Genomic DNA, 22,671 nt, shown 5'->3' on the forward strand with positions numbered 1-22,671 from the left:
CCTGGAAGCACCGCCCGGGGTGTCACCCGAGCCCCGCGCCGTTACGTCCGCTTCGCCCCACTGTGCCCGGGTATCGTACGGCGCATGCTCCGGCCGCTGCTCTCGCTGCTCGCCACCGTCGCCGCCACCCTGGCGATCGGCTGGATCGTCGACCAGGCCCTCCAGCGGATCGCCGCCCGCCAACCGTCGGCACCGGTCTGGCCGCTCCTGCGCCGCTGCCGGATCCCGCTCCAGCTCGCCGTCGTGTCGGCCCTGCTGCTCGCCGCCAAGCCGCTCCAGCGGATCTTCCACCTGAAGCACGACGACGGCGCCCAGCACCTGCTCCTGCTGTTCCTGCTCGCCTCGCTGGGCTGGCTCACCGTCCGCGTGGTGGCCGCCGTCCTGGAGGCCCTGCTCAGCCGGTACGAGAGCCGCGTCGACGACCCGGCCCGGGTCCAACGGGTGCGCACCCAGATCAGCATGCTGCGCCGGGCGGCCGACGCGCTGATCGTCGTGGTCACGGTGGCCGTGATGCTGCTGACCTTCTCCGCCATGCGCACCATCGGCGCCAGCCTGCTCGCCTCTGCGGGCATCATCGGCATCGTGGCCGGCATCGCCGCCCAGAGCACCCTGGGCAACTTCTTCGCCGGTCTCCAGATCGCCTTCGGCGACACCGTCCGGATCGGCGACACCGTGGTGGTGGACGGCCAGCAGGGCACCGTCGAGGAGATCACCCTCAGCTACCTGGTGGTCCGGCTCTGGGACTACCGCCGGCTGATCGTCCCGGTCTCGTACTTCGTCAACAAGCCCTTCGAGAACTGGACCCGCCGCGACCCCGGCCTGCTCGCCGCCGTCCTGCTCCACCTCGACCACACCACCCGGGTGGACGAGCTGCGCACCACCCTGCGCGCCCGCCTCGACCGGCACCCGCTCTGGGACGGCGGCGAGTGGGCCCTCGACGTCACCGACACCACGCCCAGCACCATCGTCGTCCGCGCCACCATGACCGCCCGCACCCCCGACGACGCCGCCCGGCTCCGCTTCGACATCCGCGAGCAGCTCATCGCCCACCTGCGCGACGAGCACCCCCACGCGCTCCCCCGCCTCCGCACCACCGACACCTGACCGGCGCCCGGCCCCACCGGCGAAGCCCCGAAAAGCGGAGTTCCCCGCGCCCCGGACAGGGGCGCGGGGAACCACGCGATCAGAGCGGGTCCTACAGCACCCGCGTCATCGTCCGGTGCGGTATCCCGGCGTCGTCGTACACCGGCCCCTCGGCCACGTACCCCAGCCGCTCGTAGAACCCGAGCGCCTGCACCTGCGCGTGCAGCTCGACCTCGACGCCCCCGCGCTCGGCCCCCGCGGCCTCGACGGCCCGGACGAGTTCCGCGCCCAGCCCCGTCCCCCGGGCCGCCGCGACGACCGCGAGCCGCCCGAGCAGCACGCGCCCCTCGACGCCCCCGGTGAGCCCGCGCGCCTGCTCGCCGAAGATCAGCCGCGCCGTCCCCAGCGCGGCCCCGTCGGCCCCGACGGCCAGCAGGTGCACCGAGGTCGCGTCGTACTCGTCGTACTCCAGCTCCTCGGGCACGTTCTGCTCGACGACGAAGACCTCGCGCCGGACGGCCCGCGCCAGCTCCAGGTCCGCCTCCCCGTCGACGACCCGGACGGTGACGGCCGGCATCTCGGCGGCCGTCATCTCAGCTCTCCGCCGCGATGATGTCCAGCGCCTTCTTGAGGTCCTCCGGGTACTCGCTGGAGAACTCGACCCACTGCCCGTCCGCCGGGTGCTCGAAGCCGAGCGACACCGCGTGCAGCCACTGCCGGGTCAGCCCGAGCCGCTTGGCCAGCGTGGGGTCGGCGCCGTACGTGAGGTCGCCCACGCAGGGGTGCCGCAGCGCGGACATGTGGACGCGGATCTGGTGGGTGCGCCCGGTCTCCAGCTTGATCGCCAGCAGCGACGCGGCCCGGTACGCCTCGATCAGGTCGTAGTGGGTGATCGACGCCTTGCCGTCGCGGGTGACGGCCCACTTCCAGTCCGAGCTGGGGTGCCGCCCGATCGGCGCGTCCACCGTCCCGCTCATCGGGTCCGGGTGGCCCTGCACCAGCGTGTGGTAGCGCTTCTCGGTGATCCGGTCGTGGAACTGCCGCTTGAGGTCGGTGTACGCGCGCTCGGACTTGGCGACGACCATCAGCCCGGAGGTGCCGACGTCCAGCCGGTGCACGATGCCCTGGCGCTCGGCGGCGCCCGAGGTGGAGATCCGGTACCCGGCCGCGGCCAGTCCGCCGATCACGGTGGGGCCGGTCCAGCCCGGGCTGGGGTGCGCGGCGACGCCGACCGGCTTGTCGATCAGGACGATGTCCTCGTCGTCGTGCACGATGCGCATGCCCTCGACGGGCTCGGCGACGATCCGCACCGGCGCGGCCGGGGCGGGGATCTCGACCTCCAGCCAGGAGCCGGCGGTCACCCGGTCCGACTTGCCGGCCACGGCGCCGTCGATCATCACCTTGCCGTCGGCGGCCAGCTCGGCGGCCTTGGTCCGGGAGAAGCCGAACATCCGGGCCAGGGCGGCGTCGAGGCGCTCGCCCTCCAGGCCGTCGGGAACGGGGAGGCTGCGGATCTGCGCTGCGGTACTCACCCGTACGAGTATGCCGGAACCGCGGCCCTCCCCCGCCCGCCGGCGGTCCGGCGCTACTTCTCGCCCTGCTCCGGCTTCCCGGCCTTCCCGGCCTTCTCGACCTCCTGGTGGACGGTCCCGTCCGGGTTGCTGCCCCGGAAGGAGAGCAGGACCACCAGGATTCCGCCGCAGACGATCGCCGAGTCCGCGAGGTTGAAGACCGCGAAGTACTGGACGGAGACGAAGTCCACCACGTGGCCGCGGAAGACCCCGGGCGCGCGGAACAGCCGGTCGGTGAGGTTGCCGAGCGCCCCGCCGAGCAGCAGCCCGAGCGCGATCGCCCAGGGCAGGCTGTACAGCTTCCGGGCGATCCGCCAGATCACCACGATGACGGAGGAGGCGATCACCGTGAAGACGACGGTCAGCGCCTGCCCCATCCCGAAGGCCGCGCCCGAGTTCCGGATCACCTGGAGGGTGAGCACGTCCCCGATCACCTTGATCGCCGCGTGGTTCTCCAGCCGGGCGACCACCAGCAGCTTGCTGCCGAGGTCGATCAGGAGGGCGAGCACCGCGACGACCAGCAGCACGCCGATCCGCCGCGGACCCTTGGGCTTCCCGTCCGTCGTGGTGTCCGCGGACGCCCCGGTCGGCTCGGCCACGGGCACCTCCACGGTATCGGCGGGGGTCGGGACGGCGTCGTCCCGGGTCTGAGGGGAACCTTGCGTGCTGATGATCCGCTCCGCTGCCGGTGGAGCTCCCCCGGTCCGCAGGAGGGGGAGGGTGGTGGGCCGGTGATGGCCTGCCCGCGTTCACGAACGCGTCAGGCGGCATCCTTCAGGCGACGTTACGGGGTCGAGCGTACGGCAAGCCCGACCCCTCGCGTCCCTCCGGCCGCCCTGGTCAGCGGCGTTCCTGCTTGGCCTTGCACTGCACACAGAGCGTCGCCCGGGGGAAGGCCTGCATCCGGGCCTTGCCGATGGCCTGCCCGCAGGACTCGCAGGTGCCGAAGCCGACGCCCTCCAGCCGCTCCAGCGCGCGCTCGGTCTGCGCCAGGCTGTCGCGCGCGTTGTTGGCCAGCGCCAGTTCGCTCTCCCGCGAGATGTTCTTCGTACCGGCGTCCACCTGGTCGTCGCCGGCCCCGTCGTTGGAGTCGCGCATCAGGCCGGAGATGGCCGCCTCGGCGGCGTCGATCTCGCTGCGGAGCCGGTCCAGCTCGCTGATCAGCTCGTCGTGCAGCTCGTGGACCTCCTCGGTGGTCCACGGGTCCTCGCCCGGCCGGACCGGCAGCGTGGCCGGGTCCACGGACTCGGCGCCGCGCGGCGCGGTGACGGTGTCGGTGCCGTTCTTCGGTGCGGTAGTGGTCACGGTCCCCTCCCCTGGGTCGACCGCCACGGCCTTGCGTGCCCGCTTGGTGGCGGTACCCGCGCCGGTTCCCTTCTCAGCCATGGCTTTCGACCCCATCTACGAACGAATCGAGCCGCCGGTTCCCGGCGGCTTCCAGTGCCGGAACGATAATCCCGATCAAAACCGGTCACAACATGACATACCGACGCCTCATAACGTTCCCACCCAGGCAGCCGCCCCAACCGTCACGCCCCGTGCGCTCATGGATTTGTGCCCAGATCGACTCCGGCTAACCTCCGCCGCCGCACGCCCCCGGAGTGCTCCCGAAGCGCTCCCGGAGCATGGCCGGAGCACTCCCGGGGCGCCCGCCGGCGCGCCCGCGGACCGCCCGCCGGGAAACGCTTTGGACAAACCGACTCGCCCGGCCGATACACTGGGCCTGCAAGGCGCAGATGGGACGAGTACCGACGTACGCAGCCACCAGCGACCCGGGGACGGTGCGAGCCCGGGGGTGTGCACGGCGGGAAGATCACCCCGGAGCCGCCGGAAGAACGGCCGCCGCGATGCCGCAGCGGCCCACTAGACCCGGCAGCAAGCCCAAACAAGAGGGCCGCGAACAGCAGTACCGCGGCCAAGGAGGGTGGTACCGCGGGGCGGCCTGGTCCGTCTCGTCCCTCCGGAGGATCCAGTCCCAGCATCCGCCGGAGGTAGACGCCGCGATGGCCAGCACCTACAACCCCGTCCCCGCGCAGGTGGATCTGCCTGCCCTGGAGCACCAGATCCTGTCGTTCTGGCAGGACAACAAGATCTTCCAGCGCAGCCTGGAGCAGTCCGAGGGCCGCCCCGAGTGGGTGTTCTACGAGGGCCCGCCGACCGCCAACGGCATGCCCGGCGCCCACCACATCGAGGCCCGCGTCTTCAAGGACGTCTTCCCGCGCTTCCGGACCATGAAGGGCTACCACGTCGCCCGCAAGGCCGGCTGGGACTGCCACGGCCTGCCGGTCGAGCTCGCCGTCGAGAAGGAGCTGGGCTTCTCCGGCAAGCAGGACATCGAGGCGTACGGCATCGCCGAGTTCAACGCCAGGTGCCGCGAGTCGGTCACCCGCCACACCGACGCCTTCACCGAGCTGACCACCCGCATGGGGTACTGGGTCGACCTCGACGAGGCCTACCGGACGATGGACCCGTCGTACGTCCAGTCCGTCTGGTGGTCGCTGCGACAGATCTTCGACAAGGGCCTGCTGGTCCAGGACCACCGCGTCGCCCCCTGGTGCCCGCGCTGCGGCACCGGCCTCTCGGACCACGAGCTGGCCCAGGGCTACGAGACCGTGGTCGACCCCTCGGTCTTCGTCCGCTTCCCGCTGACCAGCGGCCCGCTGGCCGGCCAGGCCGCCCTGCTGGTCTGGACCACCACCCCGTGGACCCTGGTCTCCAACACCGCCGCCGCCGTCCACCCGGAGGTCACCTACGTGGTGGCCACCGACGGGAACGAGAGGCTCGTCGTCGCCGAGCCGCTGCTCGCCAAGGCGCTCGGCGAGGGCTGGGAGACCACCGGCGAGTCCTTCACCGGCGCCGAGATGGAGCGCTGGACCTACCGCCGCCCCTTCGACCTGGTCGAGATCGAGAACGCCCACTACGTCGTCACCGCCGAGTACGTCACCACCGAGGACGGCACCGGCATCGTCCACCAGTCCCCCGCCTTCGGCGCGGACGACCTCGCGACCTGCCGCCGGTACGGCCTGCCGGTGGTCAACCCGGTGCTCGGCGACGGCACCTTCGCCCCCGAGGTCCCGCTGGTCGGCGGCCAGTTCTTCAAGAAGGCCGACGAGGACCTGGTCGCGGACCTCAAGGAGCGCGGCCTGCTCTTCCGCCACCTGCCGTACGAGCACAGCTACCCGCACTGCTGGCGCTGCCACACCGCGCTGCTCTACTACGCGCAGCCGTCCTGGTACATCCGGACCACCGCCGTCAAGGACGCGATGATCCGTGAGAACGAGGCCACCAACTGGTTCCCGGACACGGTCAAGCACGGCCGCTTCGGCGACTGGCTGAACAACAACATCGACTGGGCGCTCAGCCGCAACCGCTACTGGGGCACCCCGCTGCCGATCTGGCGCTGCGAGGAGGGCCACCTCACCTGCGTCGGCTCGCTGGCCGAGCTGTCCGAGCTCACCGGCACCGACCAGAGCGGCCTCGACCCGCACCGCCCGTACATCGACGCGGTGACCTTCGACTGCCGCGACTGCGGCGGCACCGCCACCCGCGTGCCCGAGGTCATCGACGCCTGGTACGACTCGGGCTCGATGCCGTTCGCCCAGTACGGCTACCCGTACCAGAACAAGGAGCTGTTCGAGAAGCGCTACCCGGCGCAGTTCATCTCCGAGGCGATCGACCAGACCCGCGGCTGGTTCTACACGCTGATGGCGATCGGCACCCTGGTGTTCGACAAGAACAGCTACGAGAACGTCGTCTGCCTGGGCCACATCCTGGCCGAGGACGGCCGCAAGATGTCCAAGCACCTGGGCAACATCCTCCAGCCGATCCCGCTGATGGACCAGCACGGCGCCGACGCCGTCCGCTGGTTCATGGCGGCCGGCGGCTCGCCCTGGTCGGCCCGCCGGGTCGGCCACGGCACCATCCAGGAGGTGGTCCGCAAGACCCTCCTCACCTACTGGAACACCGTCGCCTTCCAGGCCCTGTACGCCCGCACCTCGAACTGGGCGCCCTCGGCGAGCGACCCGGCCCCGGCCGACCGCCCGCAGCTGGACCGCTGGGTGCTCTCCGAGCTGAACACCCTGGTCCGCGAGGTCGACGCGGCCTACGAGGCGTACGACACCCAGCGCGCCGGCAAGCTGCTGTCCGGCTTCGTCGACGACCTGTCCAACTGGTACGTCCGCCGCGGCCGCCGCCGCTTCTGGCAGGGCGACGCCGCCGCGCTCGCCACGCTGCACGAGGCGCTGGAGACGGTCACCCGCCTGATGGCCCCGCTCACCCCGTTCATCACCGAGCGGGTCTGGCAGGACCTGGTCGTCCCGGTCGCCCCGGAGGCCCCGGCCTCGGTGCACCTGGCCACCTGGCCGGAGGCCGACGAGTCGCTGATCGACACCGAGCTCTCCAAGCACATGGCGCTGGTCCGCCGCCTGGTCGAGCTGGGCCGGGCCACCCGCGCCGAGTCCGGCGTGAAGACCCGTCAGCCGCTGTCCCGCGCGCTGGTCGCCGCCCAGGGCTGGGAGGAGCTGCCGGCCGACCTGCGCGCGCAGATCGCCGAGGAGCTCAACGTCTCCACCCTGGAGTCGCTGGCGGAGGTCGGCGGCTCGCTGGTCGACACCAGCGCCAAGGCCAACTTCCGCGCGCTGGGCAAGCGCTTCGGCAAGGGCGTGCAGGACGTCGCCAAGGCGGTCGCCGCCACCGACGCCGCCCGCCTGGCCGCCGAACTGCGCGCCACCGGCGAGACCTCGGTCGAGCTGGACGGCGAGACGGTCACCCTCTCCCCGGACGAGGTGATCATCACCGAGACCCCGCGCGAGGGCTGGGCCGTCGCCAACGAGTCCGGCGCCACCGTCGCCCTCGACCTGGCCATCACCCCGGAGCTCAAGCGGCTCGGCATCGCCCGCGACGCCATCCGCCAGATCCAGGAGGCCCGGAAGAACTCCGGCCTGGACGTCGCCGACCGCATCGTCCTGCGCTGGCGCGCCGCCTCGGAGGAGACCGCCGAGGCGATCGCCGAGCACGGTCCCCTCGTCGCCGAGGAGGTCCTCGCCACCGACTTCGCCGCCGGTGCCGCCGACTGGGAGTCCGAGACCTTCGCCGACGAGTCGCTCGGCCTGGCCTTCCAGCTCCGCAAGGCCTGACCGCCCGACAACGAAGCCGCCGTCACCCCGGGGTGACGGCGGCTTCGCCGTACCCGCCCACGCCCCGCAGCCACCCCGACTCCCGCACGCCCCCGCCCGGTTCCCCACGCCCCCGGCCGCAGCGCTTCCCCTCCCCGCACGCCCCCCACACAGAAGAGCGCCCCCTCCCCGACCCGTGGGTCGGAAAGGGGGCGCTCTCGGAAAGCGCTGCTACAACCTCAGTTGTCGCCGTCCTCGTCGATCAGGAAGCCCCGCATCGGCGCCGGAGCCTGCTGCATCGGCTGCGGCGGCTGCGGACGGACGGCCGCCATCGGCTGGGTCATCCCGGCCGGCTGCATCTGCGGAGCACCGCTGTTGCCACCGGTCGACTGGCCGCCGAAGCTCGGCGCCGAGGAGTTGCCACCGAAGGAGCTGTTCCCGCCGAAGGACGGCGAGTTGCCCCCGAAGGACGGCTGGCCGCCACCGAAGCTCGGCGCACCGCCGCTCATCGCGCCGGCACCGGCCGGAGCCATCGACGAGGCCGCCGGCGGCAGCGACGCGGTGGCGGGGATCCGCGGCGGGGCGAGCGAGTCGTCGGCCTGCGACTCCAGCTGACGCAGCTGGGTCTCCAGGTACGACTTCAGACGGGTGCGGTACTCACGCTCGAACGCCCGCAGGTCCTCGACCTTGCGCTCCAGCGTGGCCCGCGCCGACTCCAGCGAGCCCATCGCGACGCGGTGCTTCTCCTGCGCGTCCCGCTCCAGCGCGTCGGCCTTCGCACGGGCGTCGCGCTCCAGGCCCTCGGCCCGGCTGCGCGCCTCGCCGACGATCTTGTTGGCCTCGGAGCGGGCCTCGGAGATCGCCTGGTCGGCGGTCTGCTGAGCGAGCGCCAGCACGCGGGCCGCGCTGTCGCCACCGGGGCCCTGCTGCTGCATCGGGGCGCCCATCGGCTGCATCTGCTGCTGCTGCGGGCCGCCCATGGGGCCGCCCATCGGCTGCATCTGCTGCTGGCCCATGCCCTGGCCCATCGGGTTGCCCATCTGCTGCGGGCCACCGGGACCGCCCATGGGCTGGAGCATCTGACCGCCCATCGGCTGGACCAGCTGCTGCTGGCCGCCCATGGTCTGGTTCATCTGCTGCTGCTGCGGGCCGCCGGCAGCGGGAAGCTGCGGGGCGGATCCGGCGGGCAGGCCGAGGGGCTGGTTGCCCATCTGCTGCTGCGGGCCGCCGGGGCCCATCTGCTGCGGACCACCCGGACCCATCTGCTGCGGACCACCGGGGCCCATCTGCTGCGGGCCGCCCGGACCCTGCTGGCCGGGGACCGGCGGACCGGATATGGCGGCCGGCACCGGAGCGCCGCCCTGTCGGGGCGCGTCCTGCTGCGGCTCCTTGCGCAGGTTGGCCTGGTTCTGCGCGGCGGCACGAGTCGCCGCGGCCAGCTTGGCGCGCAGGTCCTCGTTCTCCCGGAGGAGGCGGGTCAGCTCCGCCTCGACCTCGTCGAGGAAGGCATCGACCTCGTCCTCGTCATAGCCTTCACGCAGGCGGACGGTCGTGAACTGCTTGTTCCGAACGTCCTCGGGGGTCAATGGCATCTCTTCACCTCAACGTGATCGTCGGCACACCGGCATCCTGTCGCATCGCTCACCTACGACTAGGGGTGCACAAGCGAGATCAGGACATACACAATGATCATCAGTACGAAGAAGGACAGGTCGAGCGCCACGCCCCCGAAACGCAACGGCGGAATGAGCCGCCGAAGAAGCTTGAGCGGCGGATCCGTGACAGTGTACGTGGCCTCCAGGACCAGGACCATGGCCTTGCCGGGCCGCCACGAACGCGCGAACTGGAAGACCCAGTCCATGACCAGTCGTACGAGCAGGAACACCAGGAAGACGGTCAGGGCGTAGTAGAGCACCGCCCACACGATGTCCATCGCGTTTCCCTCTCCCCGGTCCCGATCCCTCGGGCCTGCCGCTCGTCACCTGTCGCTAAACCACTGTTGATCAGATCCACACGTAAAGTCGTGGCCGGGTCAGCTCTGGTTGAAGAACCCACCCTCGGCGATCCGAGCCTTGTCCTCCGCCGTGACATCGACGTTAGCAGGCGACAGCAGGAACACCTTCTGTGTCACGCGCTCGATACTGCCGTGCAGACCGAAGACGAGTCCAGCGGCGAAGTCTACGAGGCGCTTCGCGTCGGTGTCGTCCATCTCCGTCAGATTCATGATCACGGGGGTGCCGCCGCGGAACTGTTCCCCGATGGTACGGGCCTCGTTGTAGGTCCGGGGGTGCAGCGTGGTGATGCGGTAGGGCTCTCGTTCGTTCACGACCTTGGGCATGATCACCGGTGCGCTCTTCTCCAGGTTGTGGCGACGTTCGGGTGTGATGGACGACACGGGGGCCATCCTCGGAGTCTCCTGTCGGATCGGCACCGCCGCGGGCACCGGCTGCGGGGCGATCGAGGAGACCGGAGCGGGCGCGGCGGCCACCGGAGCCGGGGCCGGCCGGGGGATGTCCTCGGTCCGCTGGCCCGTCCGGATCGGCTCGGGGTCCGCGTCGTAGTCGTCGTCGGGGTCGTACCCCTGGCCGTCGTACGTCTCGTCCTCCACGAGGCCGAGGTAGACCGCCATCTTGCGCATTGCGCCGGCCATGCTCCTGTCTCCTCCGCTCATAGCCACCTCGCTGACGCTCGGTGGCGGGCTTCGCGATGCGCGCACCTTCTGATGGTCGCTCGCTCCGCTCGCTCCGTCAGGACCGGCTCCGTCCCGGCAACCCGGGCACATGACGGCCCTGCCTGCGGATTCCGCGGCCCCTCCACGACGGCGCGTCAGCCCGACGGCCGGTCAGTTTCGTGGAGTGGGGGCCGCGGAGCTGCGATCCACGGTTCGCTAGCGCTCCGAAGAGCTGCTAGATTCTGTCCTATTTTGTCCTGCTGTCTGATCTACTTACCCGGTGACGTTACCTGAGGGGTGACCTCACTCCGAGTACCGCCGTTCCGACGCGCACATGTGTCGCTCCGGCGGCAATCGCCTGCTCAAGGTCGCCGCTCATCCCTGCGGAGACCATGGTGGCAGCCGGATGGTCCGCCCGTACGGCGGTTGCGATTTCCGTCAGCCGATCGAAGGCGCGGGCCGGATCCCCGGCCAGCGGGCCCGCCAGCGGAGCGACGGTCATCACACCGTCCAGCCGCAGCCCGGGCGTGTCGGCGATCGCGTCGGCCAGTTGCGCGACGTCCTCCGGCGCGACCCCCGCCCGGTGCTCACCCTCCCCGTACGCCTTGTCCAGCGCCACCTGTACCAGGCAACCCAGCTCCGGGCGCTCCGACTTGAGCACCGCCGCGGAGAGCGACTGGACCAGCCGGAGCCGGTCCACCGAGTGCACGTGGTTCGCGTACCGGACGACCGAGCGGACCTTGTTGGTCTGCAGCTGGCCGACGAAGTGCCAGTCAAGAGGAAGGTTTCTGCACTGCTCCGCCTTGGGAGCGGCGTCCTGGTCACGGTTCTCCGCGACGTCCGTCACACCGAGTCCGGCCAGCAGCGCGGTGTCCTCGGCGGGGTAGGTCTTGGTGACGACGACCAGGGTGACCTCGCTCCGGGCGCGCCCGGCGGCCGCGCACGCGTCCGCGATCCGGCGCTCGACCACGTCGAGGTTGGTGCCGAGTTCCTCGTACCGGGCCCGCTGGCCCTCCGTCAGCGCCGCCACGAACGCGGCGCTCCCCGGGAACGGTCCGTAGATGTCGTTCGTCATCAGTGATCAGAGCCCAACCAGACGTAGCTCGCGAGCCGGCCGGTGCGCTGCTCGCGGCGATAGGAGTAGTGATCGGCGGATTCGAGGGTGCAGACCGGTGACCTCACCAGCTCCTTGACCCCCGCCGCGGCCAGCTGGGCCGCGACTCCCTCCGGCACGTCCAGGGCCGGAGTCCCCCAGGACGTCTCGGCGAAGGCCTCCGGCACCACCGCGGCGACCTCGGCGCGCAGTTCGGCCGGCACCTCGTAGCAGCGGCCGCAGACCGCGGGCCCGGTGGCGGCGGTGATCCGCGAGGGCTCCGCGCCCAGTTCGACCATCGCCCGGACGGCCGCGGGCACCACCCCGGCCGCCAGCCCGGGCCGGCCCGCGTGGGCCGCGCCCACCACGCCCGCCACCGGATCGGCCAGCAGCACCGGGGTGCAGTCGGCGGTCAGCACCGCCAGCGCGAGCGGCCGGTCGGAGACCACCGCGTCCACCGTCGGGGCCTGCCCGAGCGGCTGGCGCTCGGTCACCACCGCGACCTCGGCGCCGTGCACCTGGTTCATCCACACCACGTCGGCCGGGTCGAGCCCCAGCCGCCGGGCGGCCAGCGCCCGGTTCTCCCGCACGGCCTCCGGGTCGTCCCCCACCGCGCCGCCGAGGTTGAGCTCCCCGTACGGCGAAGTGCTCACCCCGCCCCACCGTGAGGTGAAGGCGAAGTGAGCACCCGCGCGGATCGCGTGATCGATCACTTAAGGAAATCCGGGACGTCGAGCTCCTCGGCCGGGCTCTCCACGAACGGCTGCCGGGCCGGCTGCACCTGCGGCGGAACCGGGGCGGAGGCGGTCGTGGTGGTCGAGGTCTCGGCGCTCCGGCTCGACGTGGTGGTCGAGGACTCGCCCTCCGAACGGGACGTCACCGAGCCGATCGTCCCGTACGGGCGGCCGGCCGGGCGCTCCGGGGCGGCCGGCGGGGTGGCCGGGCGCTCCGGGGTGGTGGACTTGACGACCGGGTCGCGGACGATCGCCGGCGGCTGCCCGCCGTCGAAGCCGGCCGCGATGACGGTGACCCGGACCTCGTCGCCGAGCGCGTCGTCGATGACCGCACCGAAGATGATGTTCGCCTCGGGGTGCGCCGCCTCGCTTACCAGCTGGGCCGACTCGTTGATCTCGAACAGGCCGAGGTCGGAGCCGCCCGAGATGGACAGCAGCACGCCGCGGGCGCCGTCGATCGAGGCCTCCAGCAGCGGCGAGGAGATCGCCATCACGGCGGCGGCCTTGGCGCGGTCCTCACCGCGGGCCGAGCCGATGCCCATGAGCGCCGAACCGGCGTCCGACATGACGGACTTGACGTCGGCGAAGTCGAGGTTGATCAGACCCGGGGTGGTGATCAGGTCGGTGATGCCCTGGACACCGGAGAGCAGGACCTGGTCGGCCGAGCGGAACGCGTCGAGGACGCTGACCTGGCGGTCCGAGATGGACAGCAGCCGGTCGTTGGGGATCACGATGAGGGTGTCGACCTCTTCGCGCAGGGAGGCGATGCCGTCCTCGGCCTGGTTGGCCCGGCGGCGGCCCTCGAAGGTGAAGGGGCGGGTGACCACGCCGATCGTCAGGGCGCCCAGCGAGCGCGCGATGTTGGCGACGACGGGCGCGCCGCCCGTGCCCGTGCCACCGCCCTCGCCGGCGGTCACGAAGACCATGTCGGCCCCCTTGAGGACCTCCTCGATCTCCTCGCGGTGGTCCTCGGCGGCCTTGCGGCCGACCTCGGGGTTGGCGCCGGCGCCGAGGCCCCGGGTGAGTTCACGGCCCACATCGAGCTTGACGTCGGCGTCGCTCATCAGGAGGGCCTGCGCATCGGTGTTGATCGCGATGAACTCGACGCCCTTGAGACCGACCTCGATCATCCGGTTGATGGCGTTGACACCACCGCCGCCGATTCCGACGACCTTGATGACTGCGAGGTAGTTCTGCGGTGCTGCCACGTCGAAGGCCTCTCGCCTCGAATTTCCGGGTCGGCCCGACCCGGGGCGGGGCCGTACCGACGGATGTCGATGGGTAGGGAGCCTGGTTTCTGACTGAATGTCCGAAATGCCGACCGCCGACCCCAACCCTAAACTTGACCTTTAGGGTTAGTTCTGTGTCTCCGTCACATCACCAGGAAACACAGTCTGGTGACACAGGACACTAGGTGGCTCCAGGCACGCGTTTCAACGAACACGCCGAGCTTCCCTTTTTCTTTTGAGCCTATGTGATCATCGGCCGGCTTAGGAAACCGGGGGTGACCACCAAGAGTCGGGCCGACACTTCAAGGCGTCAACCCCTCCCTCAGGCAGAGAACCTACCGGATCATCCCGACACCGCCGGCGCCTCCGGCGCCGTCACGTCGAAGTTCGTGCCCTTCTGGTTCAGGAGCGCGACCAGGACCCGGGCCTTGCGGTCGATCTGCTCCGGACTCCCCCAACGCACCGTCACACCCCCGCTGAGCTGCAACTGGATGTCGTCGTACGAGTGCACCAGCACCGAGCCGACCCGCTTGGCGACCTCCGGCGGCAGCCCGGCGGCCACCGCCACCGCGCCCTGCACCAGCTGCGGACGGGAGATCACCCCGTCGACGTCGTTCGCCTGCTGACTGAGTCGCAGCTCGACCACCGGGACGCCCTCGGGCGGGGCCGGTTCGGTGGCGAAGCTCACGCCCCCGGCGTCGACCTGGGTGAACCGGCCGTCGTCCCCCTTGACCGCGGCCACCGCCGTGCGCTGGACGACCTTCACCCGCAGGGTGTGCGGCCAGCCCCGCCACACCTCGGCCCTGGCCACCCGGGGGATCCCCTCCACCCGGTGCCGGACGCCGTCCAGATCCACCCGCGCCAGCGGCCCGTCGCCGAGCCCGCCGACCGCCTCGCGGACCTGGTCCGGCGTCAGCTTGTCGTCGCCCGCGCCCTGGACGGCGACGGTGCGCACGTCCAGGACCGAGGAGAAGAACACCAGCCAGGCCAGCACGCCGAGCACCGCGGCGCCGAGCGCGCCCAGCACCACGATGCCCCGCCGGGAGAGCCGGAGGCGGGGAGCGGACTCCTCCACCTCCAGCTCCTCCTCCAGCGGGTCGGCGAGCCGGCCGTCAGCCACGGCGGCGGCCGCCGCGGTGGGCCTGGATGGCCTCGTAGACCATGCCGACCAGCAGGTCGTCGGCGTCCCGGCGGCCGAACTCGGCGGCCGAACGGCTCATGTCCCACAGCCGCTGCGGATCGGTGAGCACCGGCAGCACGTTCTGCAGCACCCAGTCCGGGGTCAGCTCGGCGTCGTCCACCAGCAGACCGCCGCCGGCCTTGACCATCGGCTGGGCGTTCAGCCGCTGCTCGCCGTTGCCGATCGGCAGCGGGACGAAGGCGGCGGGCAGGCCGACGGCCGCCAGCTCGGCCACCGTCATGGCGCCGGCCCGGCAGAGCATCATGTCGGCGGCCGCGTAGGCGAGGTCCATCCGGTCCAGGTACGGCACCGGGCGGTACGGCGGCATCCCGGGGACGTCCGCCACCTGCGGCAGCTCGTTCTTCGGGCCGACCGCGTGCAGGATCTGCACGCCGTACTGCTGGAGCCGCGGGGCGATCGCGGTGATCGTCTCGTTGAGCCGGCGGGCGCCCTGGGAGCCGCCGGAGACCAGCAGGGTGGGCAGCCGCTGGTCGAGGCCGAAGTACTGGCGGGCCTCCGGACGGGCCGCGCCGCGGTCCAGGGTGGCGATGGTCCGGCGCAGCGGGATGCCGATGTACCGGGAGTCGCGCAGCTTGCTGTCCGGCGTGGAGACCGCCACGAAGTCGCTGTAGCGGGCGCCGATCTTGTTGGCCAGGCCCGGGCGGGCGTTCGCCTCGTGCACCACGATCGGCACCCCGGCCCGCTTGGCGGCCAGGTAGGCGGGCATCGCGACGTAGCCGCCGAAGCCGACCACGGCGTCCGCGTTGACCCGCTCGATGATCTCCTGGGCGGCCCGGACGGTGCCGCGCAGCCGGCCGGGGACGGTGATCAGCTCCGGGGTGGGCTTGCGGGGCAGCGGGACGGCCGGGATGAGCTCGAGCTGGTAGCCGCGCTCGGGTACCAGTCGGGTCTCCAGTCCGCGCTCGGTGCCCAGGGCGGTGATCCCGACGGACGGGTCGTGCCTGCGGAGGGCATCTGCGAGGGCCATGGCCGGCTCGATGTGACCGGCGGTCCCCCCGCCGGCGAGTACGACATGCACCGAAATTCACCGCTCCCTGCGTGCCGGCCCCGGGGCCGGGCGCGCTGTGGTTCGTCGTCGTGGCAGCACCCGGGCCAGTTGTCTCCTGATCCGGGAGTTCTTGCTCCGGGCGGCCAGGGCCGCCTTCGCGCCCGAGGTGCTGCGCGCCAGGCACAGCAGCACACCGATCGCGGACATGGCCGACAGCATGGCGGAACCGCCGTAGGAGAACAGCGGGAGCGGGACGCCCGCGATGGGCAGCAGTCCCAGCGCCGACCCCAGGTTGATCATGGCCTGCGCCATGATCCAGGTGGTGGCGGCTCCCGCGGCGTACCTGACGAAGGGGTCCTTCGTACCGATGGCCACACGGATACCCGCGTAGCCTAGTGCCGCGAAGAGACCGAGCACCGACAGCGTCCCCACCAGACCGAGTTCCTCGCCGGTCGCGGCGAAGATGAAGTCGGTGTGCGCCTCGGGCAGCTGGCCCCATTTCTCCACGCCGGCGCCGAGGCCGGTACCGAAGCCGCCGCCGTTGGCGAACGCGAAGACGCCGTGCAGGGCCTGGAAGCAGGCGCCCTCCGGGTCGAGCTTGGTGACGCCGATGCAGCCCAGCCGCTCGGCCCGGTGCGGGACGGTGACCACCAGCGCGGTGCAGACCACCACCGCCACCCCGACGGTGGCCACGAACAGCCGCAGCGGCGCGCCGACCATCCAGAGCAGCGCGAACAGCATCGCCACCAGGATCATCGAGGTGCCCATGTCGCCGCCGAACATGATCAGCGCGAGCAGCAGCAGGGCCCCCGGCACCAGCGGCACCAGCAGGTGCTTCCACGAGTTGAGGGTGCCGGCCTTCTGCTTGCGGGCGAGCAGGTCGGCGCCCCAGAGCACCAGCGCGAGCTTGGCGAACTCCGAGGGCTGGAACTGGAAGAAGCCGAAATCCAGCCAGTTCTGGTTGCCGTTGATCCGCACCCCGATGCCGGGGATGGCGACCAGGGTGAGGGCGCCGATCACCGCGATCATCACCGGGTAGGTGATCACCCGCAGCACCGCCACCGGGACGGAGGCGAAGCCGATCAGCAGGACCAGGCCGAGGATGGCCGCGATCAGCTGCTTGAGGAAGTAGTACTGCGCCGTGTGGTGCTGGTTCAGGGCGAGGATCTGCGAGGCCGAGAAGACCATCATCAGGCCGAGCACGACCAGCAGCAGGGTGCTGCCGAGCACCAGCAGGTACGGGGTGAGCGGCCGGTCCAGCCAGTACCGCCACCGGGCCCGGAAGGCCTGGAGACGGGCCAGCGGACCGGCCGACTTGTACTTGGTCGTGGTGGCGGAGATCACCCTCATCGGCTCGGCGGCGTCCCGCTTCACAACGCCGGAATCCGCTCTGCCCTGCCCCGCCACCGCTCCCCGCTCACTCTCTCCGTCCGACGCGCCCGCGCCGGCCCGTCCACCCGCCTGACTACTCGCCCGCCAGCTCCCGGACGGACGCCGCGAAGAGGTCGCCGCGCTCGCCGTAGTTGGTGAACATGTCCATCGAGGCGCAGGCCGGCGCCAGCAGCACCGTGTCACCCGATCGGGCGAGCGACGCGGCCGTTCGAACGACCTCGGCCATCGCCACCGCGCCAGTCTGGCCCTCGGCCGCCTCGATCACCGGCACATCCGGAGCGTGTCGCTCCAGCGCCTCCCGGATCACCGCCCGGTCCTGGCCGATCAGCACCACGGCGCGCAGCCGCTCGGCCGCGCCCTGCACCAGGTCGTCGAAGGTCGCGCCCTTGGCCAGGCCCCCGGCGATCCAGACGATCGGCCGGTAGGCGGCCAGCGAGGCGGCCGCCGCGTGGGTGTTGGTGGCCTTGGAGTCGTCGATGTACGTGACCTCGCGGACCACGCCGACCTCGGCGATCCGGTGGGCGTCCGGGCGGAAGGCCCGCAGGCCCTCCCGGACGGCCTTCGGCTCGACGCCGTACGCCCGGGCCAGCGCCGCCGCGGCGAGCGCGTTGGCGATGTTGTGCGGGGCCGGCGGGTTCACGTCCGACACCGCGCCCAGCTCGGCCGCGTTCTTGGCCCGGTCCTCGACGAAGGCGCGGTCCACCAGCAGCCCGTCCACCACGCCGAGGTTCGACGGGCCGGGGGCGCCGAGGCCGAAGCCGATCGCCCGGCAGCCCTCCTCGACGTCGGCCTCGCGGACCAGCGCCTCGGTGGCCGGGTCGGCCAGGTTGTACACGCAGGCGACCGTGTTGCCCTCGTAGATCCGGCCCTTGTCGGCGGCGTACGCCTCCATCGAGCCGTGCCAGTCGAGGTGGTCGGGCGCCAGGTTGAGCACCGCGGCCGAGTGCGGGCGCAGCGAGGGCGCCCAGTGCAGCTGGTAGCTGGAGAGCTCGACGGCGAGCACGTCGTACGGCTCCTCGGCGAGCACCGCGTCCAGGACCGAGACCCCGACGTTGCCGACGGCGGCGGTGCGCTTGCCGGCGGCGGTGAGGATCGAGGCGAGCATCTGGACGGTGGTGGTCTTGCCGTTGGTGCCGGTGACGGCCAGCCAGGGGGCGGGCTCGCCGGTGCCGGGCAGCGGCCTGCGCAGCCGCCAGGCCAGCTCGACGTCGCCCCAGACCGGCACCCCGGCCGCCTCGGCGGCGGCGAACAGCGGGCTGTCCGGCGCCCAGCCGGGCGAGGTGACGATCAGTTCGGTGCCCTCGGGCAGGCTCGCGCCGTCGCCGAGCCGCACGGTGACGCCGAGCGCCTCCAGCTCGGCGGCCCGGGCGGCCAGGCCGGGGCCGCTGCCGCCGTCCACCACGGTGACCCGGGCGCCGAGGCCGTGCAGGACGCGCGCGGCGCTGATGCCCGAGACGCCGAGCCCGGCGACGGCGACCGGCAGGCCGTCGAAGTCCGGGTTGGCCGGGGCCGGGGTGGTCAGGTCGGGGTCGGTCATCCGGTCACCCATCCCGCGTAGAACAGGCCGAGGCCGACGGCGACGCACAGGCCCTGGATGATCCAGAACCGGACGACGATCAGGACCTCGGTCCAGCCCTTGAGTTCGAAGTGGTGCTGCAACGGCGCCATCTTGAAGACGCGCTTGCCGGTCATCCGGAAGGAGCCGACCTGGATGATCACCGAGAGGGTGATGATCACGTAGAGGCCGCCGAGCAGGGCGAGCAGCAGCTCGGTGCGGGAGCAGATCGCCAGACCGGCCAGGGCACCGCCGAGGGCGAGCGAGCCGGTGTCACCCATGAAGATCTTGGCGGGCGAGGTGTTCCACCACAGGAAGCCGAAGCAGGAGCCCATCAGGGCGGAGGCCACGACGGCGAGGTCCAGCGGGTCCCGGATGTCGTAGCAGTTGGCGGTCGCGGTGATCGCGTAGGCGCAGCTCTGGGTGTGCTCCCAGATGCCGATGAAGGTGTAGGCACCGAAGACCATCACCGAGGCGCCGGTGGCCAGGCCGTCCAGACCGTCCGTCAGGTTCACGCCGTTCGACATCGCGGCGATCATGAAGTACGCGAAGATGACGAACAGGACGGGTCCGATCGCCCACTTGAAGTCCCGGACGAAGGACAGGCTCTGGGACGCCGGGTTGAGCCCGCGGTCGTCCGGGAACTGCATCGCCAGGATGGCGAACCCGAGGCCGACGATCGACTGGCCGGCCAGCTTCGCCTTGGCCCGCAGGCCCAGCGAGCGGCGCTTGACCACCTTGATGTAGTCGTCCAGGAAGCCGACCAGGCCGAGGCCCGCGGTCAGGAAGAGCACCAACAGCCCGGAGGCGGTCGGGCTCTCGCCCGTTATCGCCTTCGTGGCGAAGTACGCGATCAGGGTCGCCAGGATGAAGGCGATGCCGCCCATGGTGGGCGTGCCCTTCTTGCTGTGGTGCGCCTTGGGGCCGTCGTCCCGGATGTACTGGCCGTAGCCGTGCTTCGCGAGCACCTTGATCAGGGCGGGGGTGCCGAGCAGCGACAGGATGAGACCGATCATCCCGGAGAAAAGGATCTGCTTCATCAGGCGGCCACACCGTCCGTCAGGAGGGCCTCGGCCACCTTCTCCAGCCCCACCGAACGGGAAGCCTTCACCAGGACCACGTCCCCCGGCCGCAGCTGACTGCGCAGCAGCTCGACCGCCGCGTCCGCGTCGGACACCAGCACCGACTCCTCACCCCACGAACCTTCGTTCCTCGCGCCGAGTTCCATGCAGGCCGCCTCGCGTCCGCCGACCGCCACCAGCTTGGTGACGTCCAGCCGGACGGCGAGCCGCCCGATGGCGTCGTGCTCGGCCAGGCTGTCCTCGCCGAGCTCCCGCATCTCGCCGAGCACCGCCCAGGTGCGGCGGCGCTCCGGGCCCCGGCCACCCATCGAGACGAGCGCCCGCAGCGCGGCCCGCATCGAGTCGGGGTTCGCGTTGTAGGCGTCGTTCACGACGGTGACACCGTCGGCCCGGTCGACGACCTCCATGCGCCAGCGGGACAGCGCACCCGCTTCGCCCAGGGCTGCCGCGGTGTCGTCGACGGACATCCCGAGCTCCACCGCCACCGCTGCGGCGGCGAGGGCGTTCGAGACGTGGTGCTCACCGTACAGGCGCAGCTGCACGGGCGCGGAACCGGCCGGGGTGGTGAGCGTGAACGATGGCCGCCCGGTGGCGTCCAGGCGAACGTCGGTGGCCCGGACGTGGGCGTCCGGCGATTCCCCGAACAGGACCACCTTCGCCCTGGTACGGGAGGCCATCGCGCGCACCAGCCGGTCGTCCGCGTTGAGGATCGCGGCGCCGTCGGCGGGCAGCGACTCCACCAGTTCGCCCTTGGCCTCGGCGATCGCCTCCTGGGAGCCGAACTCGCCGACGTGGGCGGTGCCGACGTTGAGCACCACGCCGATCCGGGGCGGGGTGATCGAGGTGAGGTACTCGATGTCGCCCTTGTGCCGGGCGCCCATCTCCATGACCAGGTGCCGGGTGCCGGCCTCGACCCGCAGCGCGGTCATCGGGTGGCCGATCTCGTTGTTGAGCGAGCCGGGCGGGTAGACGGTCTCGCCGCGGCGCTGGAGCAGCTGGGCGATCAGGTCCTTGGTGCTGGTCTTGCCGGCCGAGCCGGTCAGCGCGACCACGGCGGTGCCCCCGGCGCGGGCGACCACGGCGCGGGCCAGCCGGCCGAGCGCCTCCACCACACTGTCGACCAGGACGGCGGGCACGCCGACCGGGCGGGAGGCCAGCACCGCGACAGCGCCGTCCCCGACCGCCTTGGCCGCGTAGTCGTGGCCGTCCACGTGCTCGCCGACGAAGGCCGCGAACAGGCCGCCGGGGGCCACCTTCCGCGAGTCGACCTCGACCGGGCCGGTGACCAGGGCGTCCGGGTCGGCGCCGTCCAGCGTGCCTCCGACGGCGGCGGCCACCTCGGCGAGGGTCAGTGCGATCACTGCTGCTCTACTCCTCGGTCGCCCCGTGCGGCCGTGGTCCGCGCGATGGATTCGCGCAGCACCTCCCGGTCGTCGAAGGGGCGGATCTCGTCTCGTACGTACTGGCCGAGCTCGTGGCCCTTGCCGGCCACCAGCACGGTGTCCCCCGCCCGGGCGCGCGCGACGGCGAGGCCGATCGCCTCGGCCCGGTCGGGGACGACCAGGACGTCGCCGCGCTCGGCCTCGGGCACCGCGGCGGCGCCGGTCAGCATGGTGGCGAGGATCGCCAGCGGGTCCTCGCTGCGCGGGTTGTCACTGGTCAGCAGGGCGGTGTCGGCGAGACGGGCGGCGATGGCGCCCATCGGGCCGCGCTTGTGCGGGTCGCGGTCGCCGCCGCAGCCGACCACGACGTGCAGCCGGCCCTCGGTGACCTCGCGCAGCGAGGCGAGGACGGCCTGCAGGGCGTCCGGCTTGTGCGCGTAGTCGACGACGGCGACGAACGGCTGTCCGGCGTCCACCCGCTCCAGCCGGCCGGGCACGCCGGGGACGGCGGCGACGCCGGCCACGGCCCGCTCCAGCGGCAGGCCGGCGGCGACCAGCAGGGTGATCGCGGCGAGCGCGTTGGCGACGTTGAACGGGCCGGGCAGCGGGACGGAGGCCTCGGCCTCGGCGCCGTCCGGGCCCAGCACCTTGAAGGTGGAGCCGACCGGCCCGAGCCGGACGTCCACGGCCCGCCAGTCGGCCGCGGCGGCGCCGGTCGCGGAGAAGGTGGTCACCGGGATCTTGGCCTCGGCGGCGAGCCGGCGGCCGTACTCGTCGTCCAGGTTGACCACGCCGTGGCGGGACTTGCCGGGCTGGAAGAGCCGGGCCTTCGCCTGGAAGTAGTCCTCCATGTCCGGGTGGAAGTCGAGGTGCTCGGGGGTCAGGTTGTTGAACAGCGCGACGTCGTACGCGACCCCGTCGGTGCGGCCGAAGACCAGGGCGTGGCTGGAGACCTCCATGGTCACCGCGTCGGCGCCGCGCTCGGCCATCACGCCGAGGATCGCGTGCAGGTCGGTGGCCTCGGGGGTGGTGCGCTCGCTCTTGATCCGCTCCTCGCCGACCCGCATCTCGACGGTGCCGATCACGCCCGGGCTGCGCCCGGCGCCGCGCAGGCCGCCCTCGACCAGGTAGGAGGTGGTGGTCTTGCCGTTGGTGCCGGTCAGCCCGATCATCAGCAGCCGCCGGGAGGGGCGGCCGTAGACGATCGCGGCCAGCTCGCCCATGACGGCCCGCGGCCGGTCGACGACCAGCAGCGGCAGGCCGGTGGCGGCCGCCTGCTCGGCACCGGCCGGGTCGGTGAGCACCGCCACCGCGCCGGACTCCGCGGCCTTGCCGGCGAACGCCGCGCCGTGGTGGTTGGCGCCCGGGAAGGCCACGTACACGTCGCCCGGACGGACCGCGCGGGAGTCGTGGGTGACGCCGGTGACGGCGCCGCCCTCGACGGGCGGCAGGCCCAGTTCGGCGGCCAGCTCGGCGAGCGGCAGGGCGGTGGTCCCGGTCGGACGGGGCGGACTCACGGTGGTTTGATCGGGTTTCGGCACGGCGGGAAGGCTATCCGCCGAAGGGTGTCCAGGGC

Annotated in this window: 19 protein-coding genes; 2 read left to right on the plus strand and 17 right to left on the minus strand. The window is 72.0% G+C overall.

Annotation, left to right across the window (positions count from 1 at the left end):
• The first annotated feature begins 84 nt into the window (after positions 1 to 84).
• A complete protein-coding gene (locus ACWDD9_RS08315; RefSeq protein WP_375873997.1) occupies positions 85 to 1,104 on the plus strand; it encodes a mechanosensitive ion channel family protein in 1,020 nt (339 codons plus the stop codon).
• Positions 1,105 to 1,195: 91 nt separating this feature from the next.
• On the opposite strand, the gene ACWDD9_RS08320 is transcribed toward ACWDD9_RS08315, so the two are convergent.
• The 4 genes from ACWDD9_RS08320 to ACWDD9_RS08335 all read right to left on the minus strand — a co-directional run bounded on the left by ACWDD9_RS08320 (position 1,196) and on the right by ACWDD9_RS08335 (position 3,959).
• Entirely contained in the window at positions 1,196 to 1,675 is a 480-nt protein-coding gene (locus ACWDD9_RS08320; protein ID WP_449811145.1) for a GNAT family N-acetyltransferase, read from the minus strand.
• 1 nt (position 1,676) lies between these two features.
• Positions 1,677 to 2,615 carry an RluA family pseudouridine synthase gene (locus ACWDD9_RS08325; RefSeq protein WP_049649532.1) on the minus strand — a complete coding sequence of 313 codons (939 nt, stop codon included), beginning with the start codon at positions 2,613 to 2,615 and terminating at the stop codon, positions 1,677 to 1,679.
• Between the two features lie 53 nt (positions 2,616 to 2,668).
• On the minus strand, positions 2,669 to 3,259 hold the full coding sequence (gene lspA, locus ACWDD9_RS08330) for a signal peptidase II (protein ID WP_449811146.1): 591 nt from the start codon (positions 3,257 to 3,259) through the stop codon (positions 2,669 to 2,671).
• Positions 3,260 to 3,494: 235 nt separating this feature from the next.
• Positions 3,495 to 3,959: a TraR/DksA family transcriptional regulator gene (locus tag ACWDD9_RS08335; RefSeq protein ID WP_234348203.1), complete on the minus strand. Its 465-nt coding sequence runs from the start codon at positions 3,957 to 3,959 to the stop codon at positions 3,495 to 3,497.
• A gap of 698 nt (positions 3,960 to 4,657) precedes the next feature.
• On the opposite strand from ACWDD9_RS08335, the gene ileS reads away from it, so the two are divergent.
• Positions 4,658 to 7,789 carry an isoleucine--tRNA ligase gene (gene ileS / locus ACWDD9_RS08340; RefSeq protein WP_449811147.1) on the plus strand — a complete coding sequence of 1,044 codons (3,132 nt, stop codon included), beginning with the start codon at positions 4,658 to 4,660 and terminating at the stop codon, positions 7,787 to 7,789.
• 218 nt (positions 7,790 to 8,007) lie between these two features.
• Here ileS and ACWDD9_RS08345 read toward each other — a convergent pair whose 3' ends face one another.
• From ACWDD9_RS08345 to ACWDD9_RS08405, 13 genes are all read right to left on the minus strand, one after another.
• Positions 8,008 to 9,360, minus strand: a complete 1,353-nt coding sequence (locus tag ACWDD9_RS08345; RefSeq protein ID WP_117487433.1) for a DivIVA domain-containing protein — start codon at positions 9,358 to 9,360, stop codon at positions 8,008 to 8,010.
• Between the two features lie 59 nt (positions 9,361 to 9,419).
• On the minus strand, positions 9,420 to 9,701 hold the full coding sequence (locus ACWDD9_RS08350; protein ID WP_030060143.1) for a YggT family protein: 282 nt from the start codon (positions 9,699 to 9,701) through the stop codon (positions 9,420 to 9,422).
• A gap of 99 nt (positions 9,702 to 9,800) precedes the next feature.
• Positions 9,801 to 10,418, minus strand: a complete 618-nt coding sequence (locus ACWDD9_RS08355) for a cell division protein SepF (RefSeq protein ID WP_049649528.1) — start codon at positions 10,416 to 10,418, stop codon at positions 9,801 to 9,803.
• Positions 10,419 to 10,725: 307 nt separating this feature from the next.
• Complete coding sequence (locus ACWDD9_RS08360) at positions 10,726 to 11,514, minus strand: YggS family pyridoxal phosphate-dependent enzyme (protein ID WP_079271769.1); 789 nt, start codon at positions 11,512 to 11,514, stop codon at positions 10,726 to 10,728.
• The gene (gene pgeF / locus ACWDD9_RS08365) at positions 11,514 to 12,245 is read right to left on the minus strand and encodes a peptidoglycan editing factor PgeF (RefSeq protein WP_181970547.1); all 732 of its coding nucleotides are present in this window, start codon (positions 12,243 to 12,245) and stop codon (positions 11,514 to 11,516) included. The genes ACWDD9_RS08360 and pgeF overlap by 1 nt, the downstream gene beginning before the upstream one ends.
• Positions 12,242 to 13,474, minus strand: a complete 1,233-nt coding sequence (ftsZ, locus tag ACWDD9_RS08370) for a cell division protein FtsZ (protein WP_049649527.1) — start codon at positions 13,472 to 13,474, stop codon at positions 12,242 to 12,244. Before ftsZ ends, pgeF begins: the two co-directional genes overlap by 4 nt.
• A 364-nt stretch (positions 13,475 to 13,838) precedes the next feature.
• Positions 13,839 to 14,615: a cell division protein FtsQ/DivIB gene (locus tag ACWDD9_RS08375; protein WP_117487434.1), complete on the minus strand. Its 777-nt coding sequence runs from the start codon at positions 14,613 to 14,615 to the stop codon at positions 13,839 to 13,841.
• Positions 14,608 to 15,714: an undecaprenyldiphospho-muramoylpentapeptide beta-N-acetylglucosaminyltransferase gene (gene murG, locus ACWDD9_RS08380; protein WP_049649525.1), complete on the minus strand. Its 1,107-nt coding sequence runs from the start codon at positions 15,712 to 15,714 to the stop codon at positions 14,608 to 14,610. The genes ACWDD9_RS08375 and murG overlap by 8 nt, the downstream gene beginning before the upstream one ends.
• A gap of 6 nt (positions 15,715 to 15,720) precedes the next feature.
• Positions 15,721 to 17,058, minus strand: coding sequence for a putative lipid II flippase FtsW (gene ftsW / locus ACWDD9_RS08385; protein ID WP_375874002.1), 1,338 nt, complete (start codon positions 17,056 to 17,058; stop codon positions 15,721 to 15,723).
• A gap of 91 nt (positions 17,059 to 17,149) precedes the next feature.
• A complete protein-coding gene (murD, locus tag ACWDD9_RS08390) occupies positions 17,150 to 18,613 on the minus strand; it encodes a UDP-N-acetylmuramoyl-L-alanine--D-glutamate ligase (RefSeq protein ID WP_449811148.1) in 1,464 nt (487 codons plus the stop codon).
• On the minus strand, positions 18,610 to 19,671 hold the full coding sequence (gene mraY / locus ACWDD9_RS08395) for a phospho-N-acetylmuramoyl-pentapeptide-transferase (protein ID WP_074000913.1): 1,062 nt from the start codon (positions 19,669 to 19,671) through the stop codon (positions 18,610 to 18,612). Before mraY ends, murD begins: the two co-directional genes overlap by 4 nt.
• The gene (locus ACWDD9_RS08400; RefSeq protein WP_117487436.1) at positions 19,671 to 21,074 is read right to left on the minus strand and encodes a UDP-N-acetylmuramoyl-tripeptide--D-alanyl-D-alanine ligase; all 1,404 of its coding nucleotides are present in this window, start codon (positions 21,072 to 21,074) and stop codon (positions 19,671 to 19,673) included. The genes mraY and ACWDD9_RS08400 overlap by 1 nt, the downstream gene beginning before the upstream one ends.
• Positions 21,071 to 22,636, minus strand: a complete 1,566-nt coding sequence (locus ACWDD9_RS08405) for a UDP-N-acetylmuramoyl-L-alanyl-D-glutamate--2,6-diaminopimelate ligase (RefSeq protein ID WP_049658287.1) — start codon at positions 22,634 to 22,636, stop codon at positions 21,071 to 21,073. The genes ACWDD9_RS08400 and ACWDD9_RS08405 overlap by 4 nt, the downstream gene beginning before the upstream one ends.
• Positions 22,637 to 22,671: the final 35 nt, after the last annotated feature.

Source organism: Kitasatospora sp. NPDC001119 (assembly GCF_053598475.1).

Coding starts and splice junctions, on each gene's coding strand:
- ACWDD9_RS08315 (WP_375873997.1), top strand. CDS start 85: ATGCTCCGGCCGCTGCTCTCGCTGCTCGCCACCGTCGCCGCCACCCTG.
- ileS (WP_449811147.1), top strand. CDS start 4,658: ATGGCCAGCACCTACAACCCCGTCCCCGCGCAGGTGGATCTGCCTGCC.
- ACWDD9_RS08360 (WP_079271769.1), bottom strand. CDS start 11,514: ATGACGAACGACATCTACGGACCGTTCCCGGGGAGCGCCGCGTTCGTG.
- ACWDD9_RS08345 (WP_117487433.1), bottom strand. CDS start 9,360: ATGCCATTGACCCCCGAGGACGTTCGGAACAAGCAGTTCACGACCGTC.
- mraY (WP_074000913.1), bottom strand. CDS start 19,671: ATGAAGCAGATCCTTTTCTCCGGGATGATCGGTCTCATCCTGTCGCTG.
- ACWDD9_RS08320 (WP_449811145.1), bottom strand. CDS start 1,675: ATGACGGCCGCCGAGATGCCGGCCGTCACCGTCCGGGTCGTCGACGGG.
- ACWDD9_RS08350 (WP_030060143.1), bottom strand. CDS start 9,701: ATGGACATCGTGTGGGCGGTGCTCTACTACGCCCTGACCGTCTTCCTG.
- murD (WP_449811148.1), bottom strand. CDS start 18,613: ATGACCGACCCCGACCTGACCACCCCGGCCCCGGCCAACCCGGACTTC.
- ACWDD9_RS08355 (WP_049649528.1), bottom strand. CDS start 10,418: ATGGCCGGCGCAATGCGCAAGATGGCGGTCTACCTCGGCCTCGTGGAG.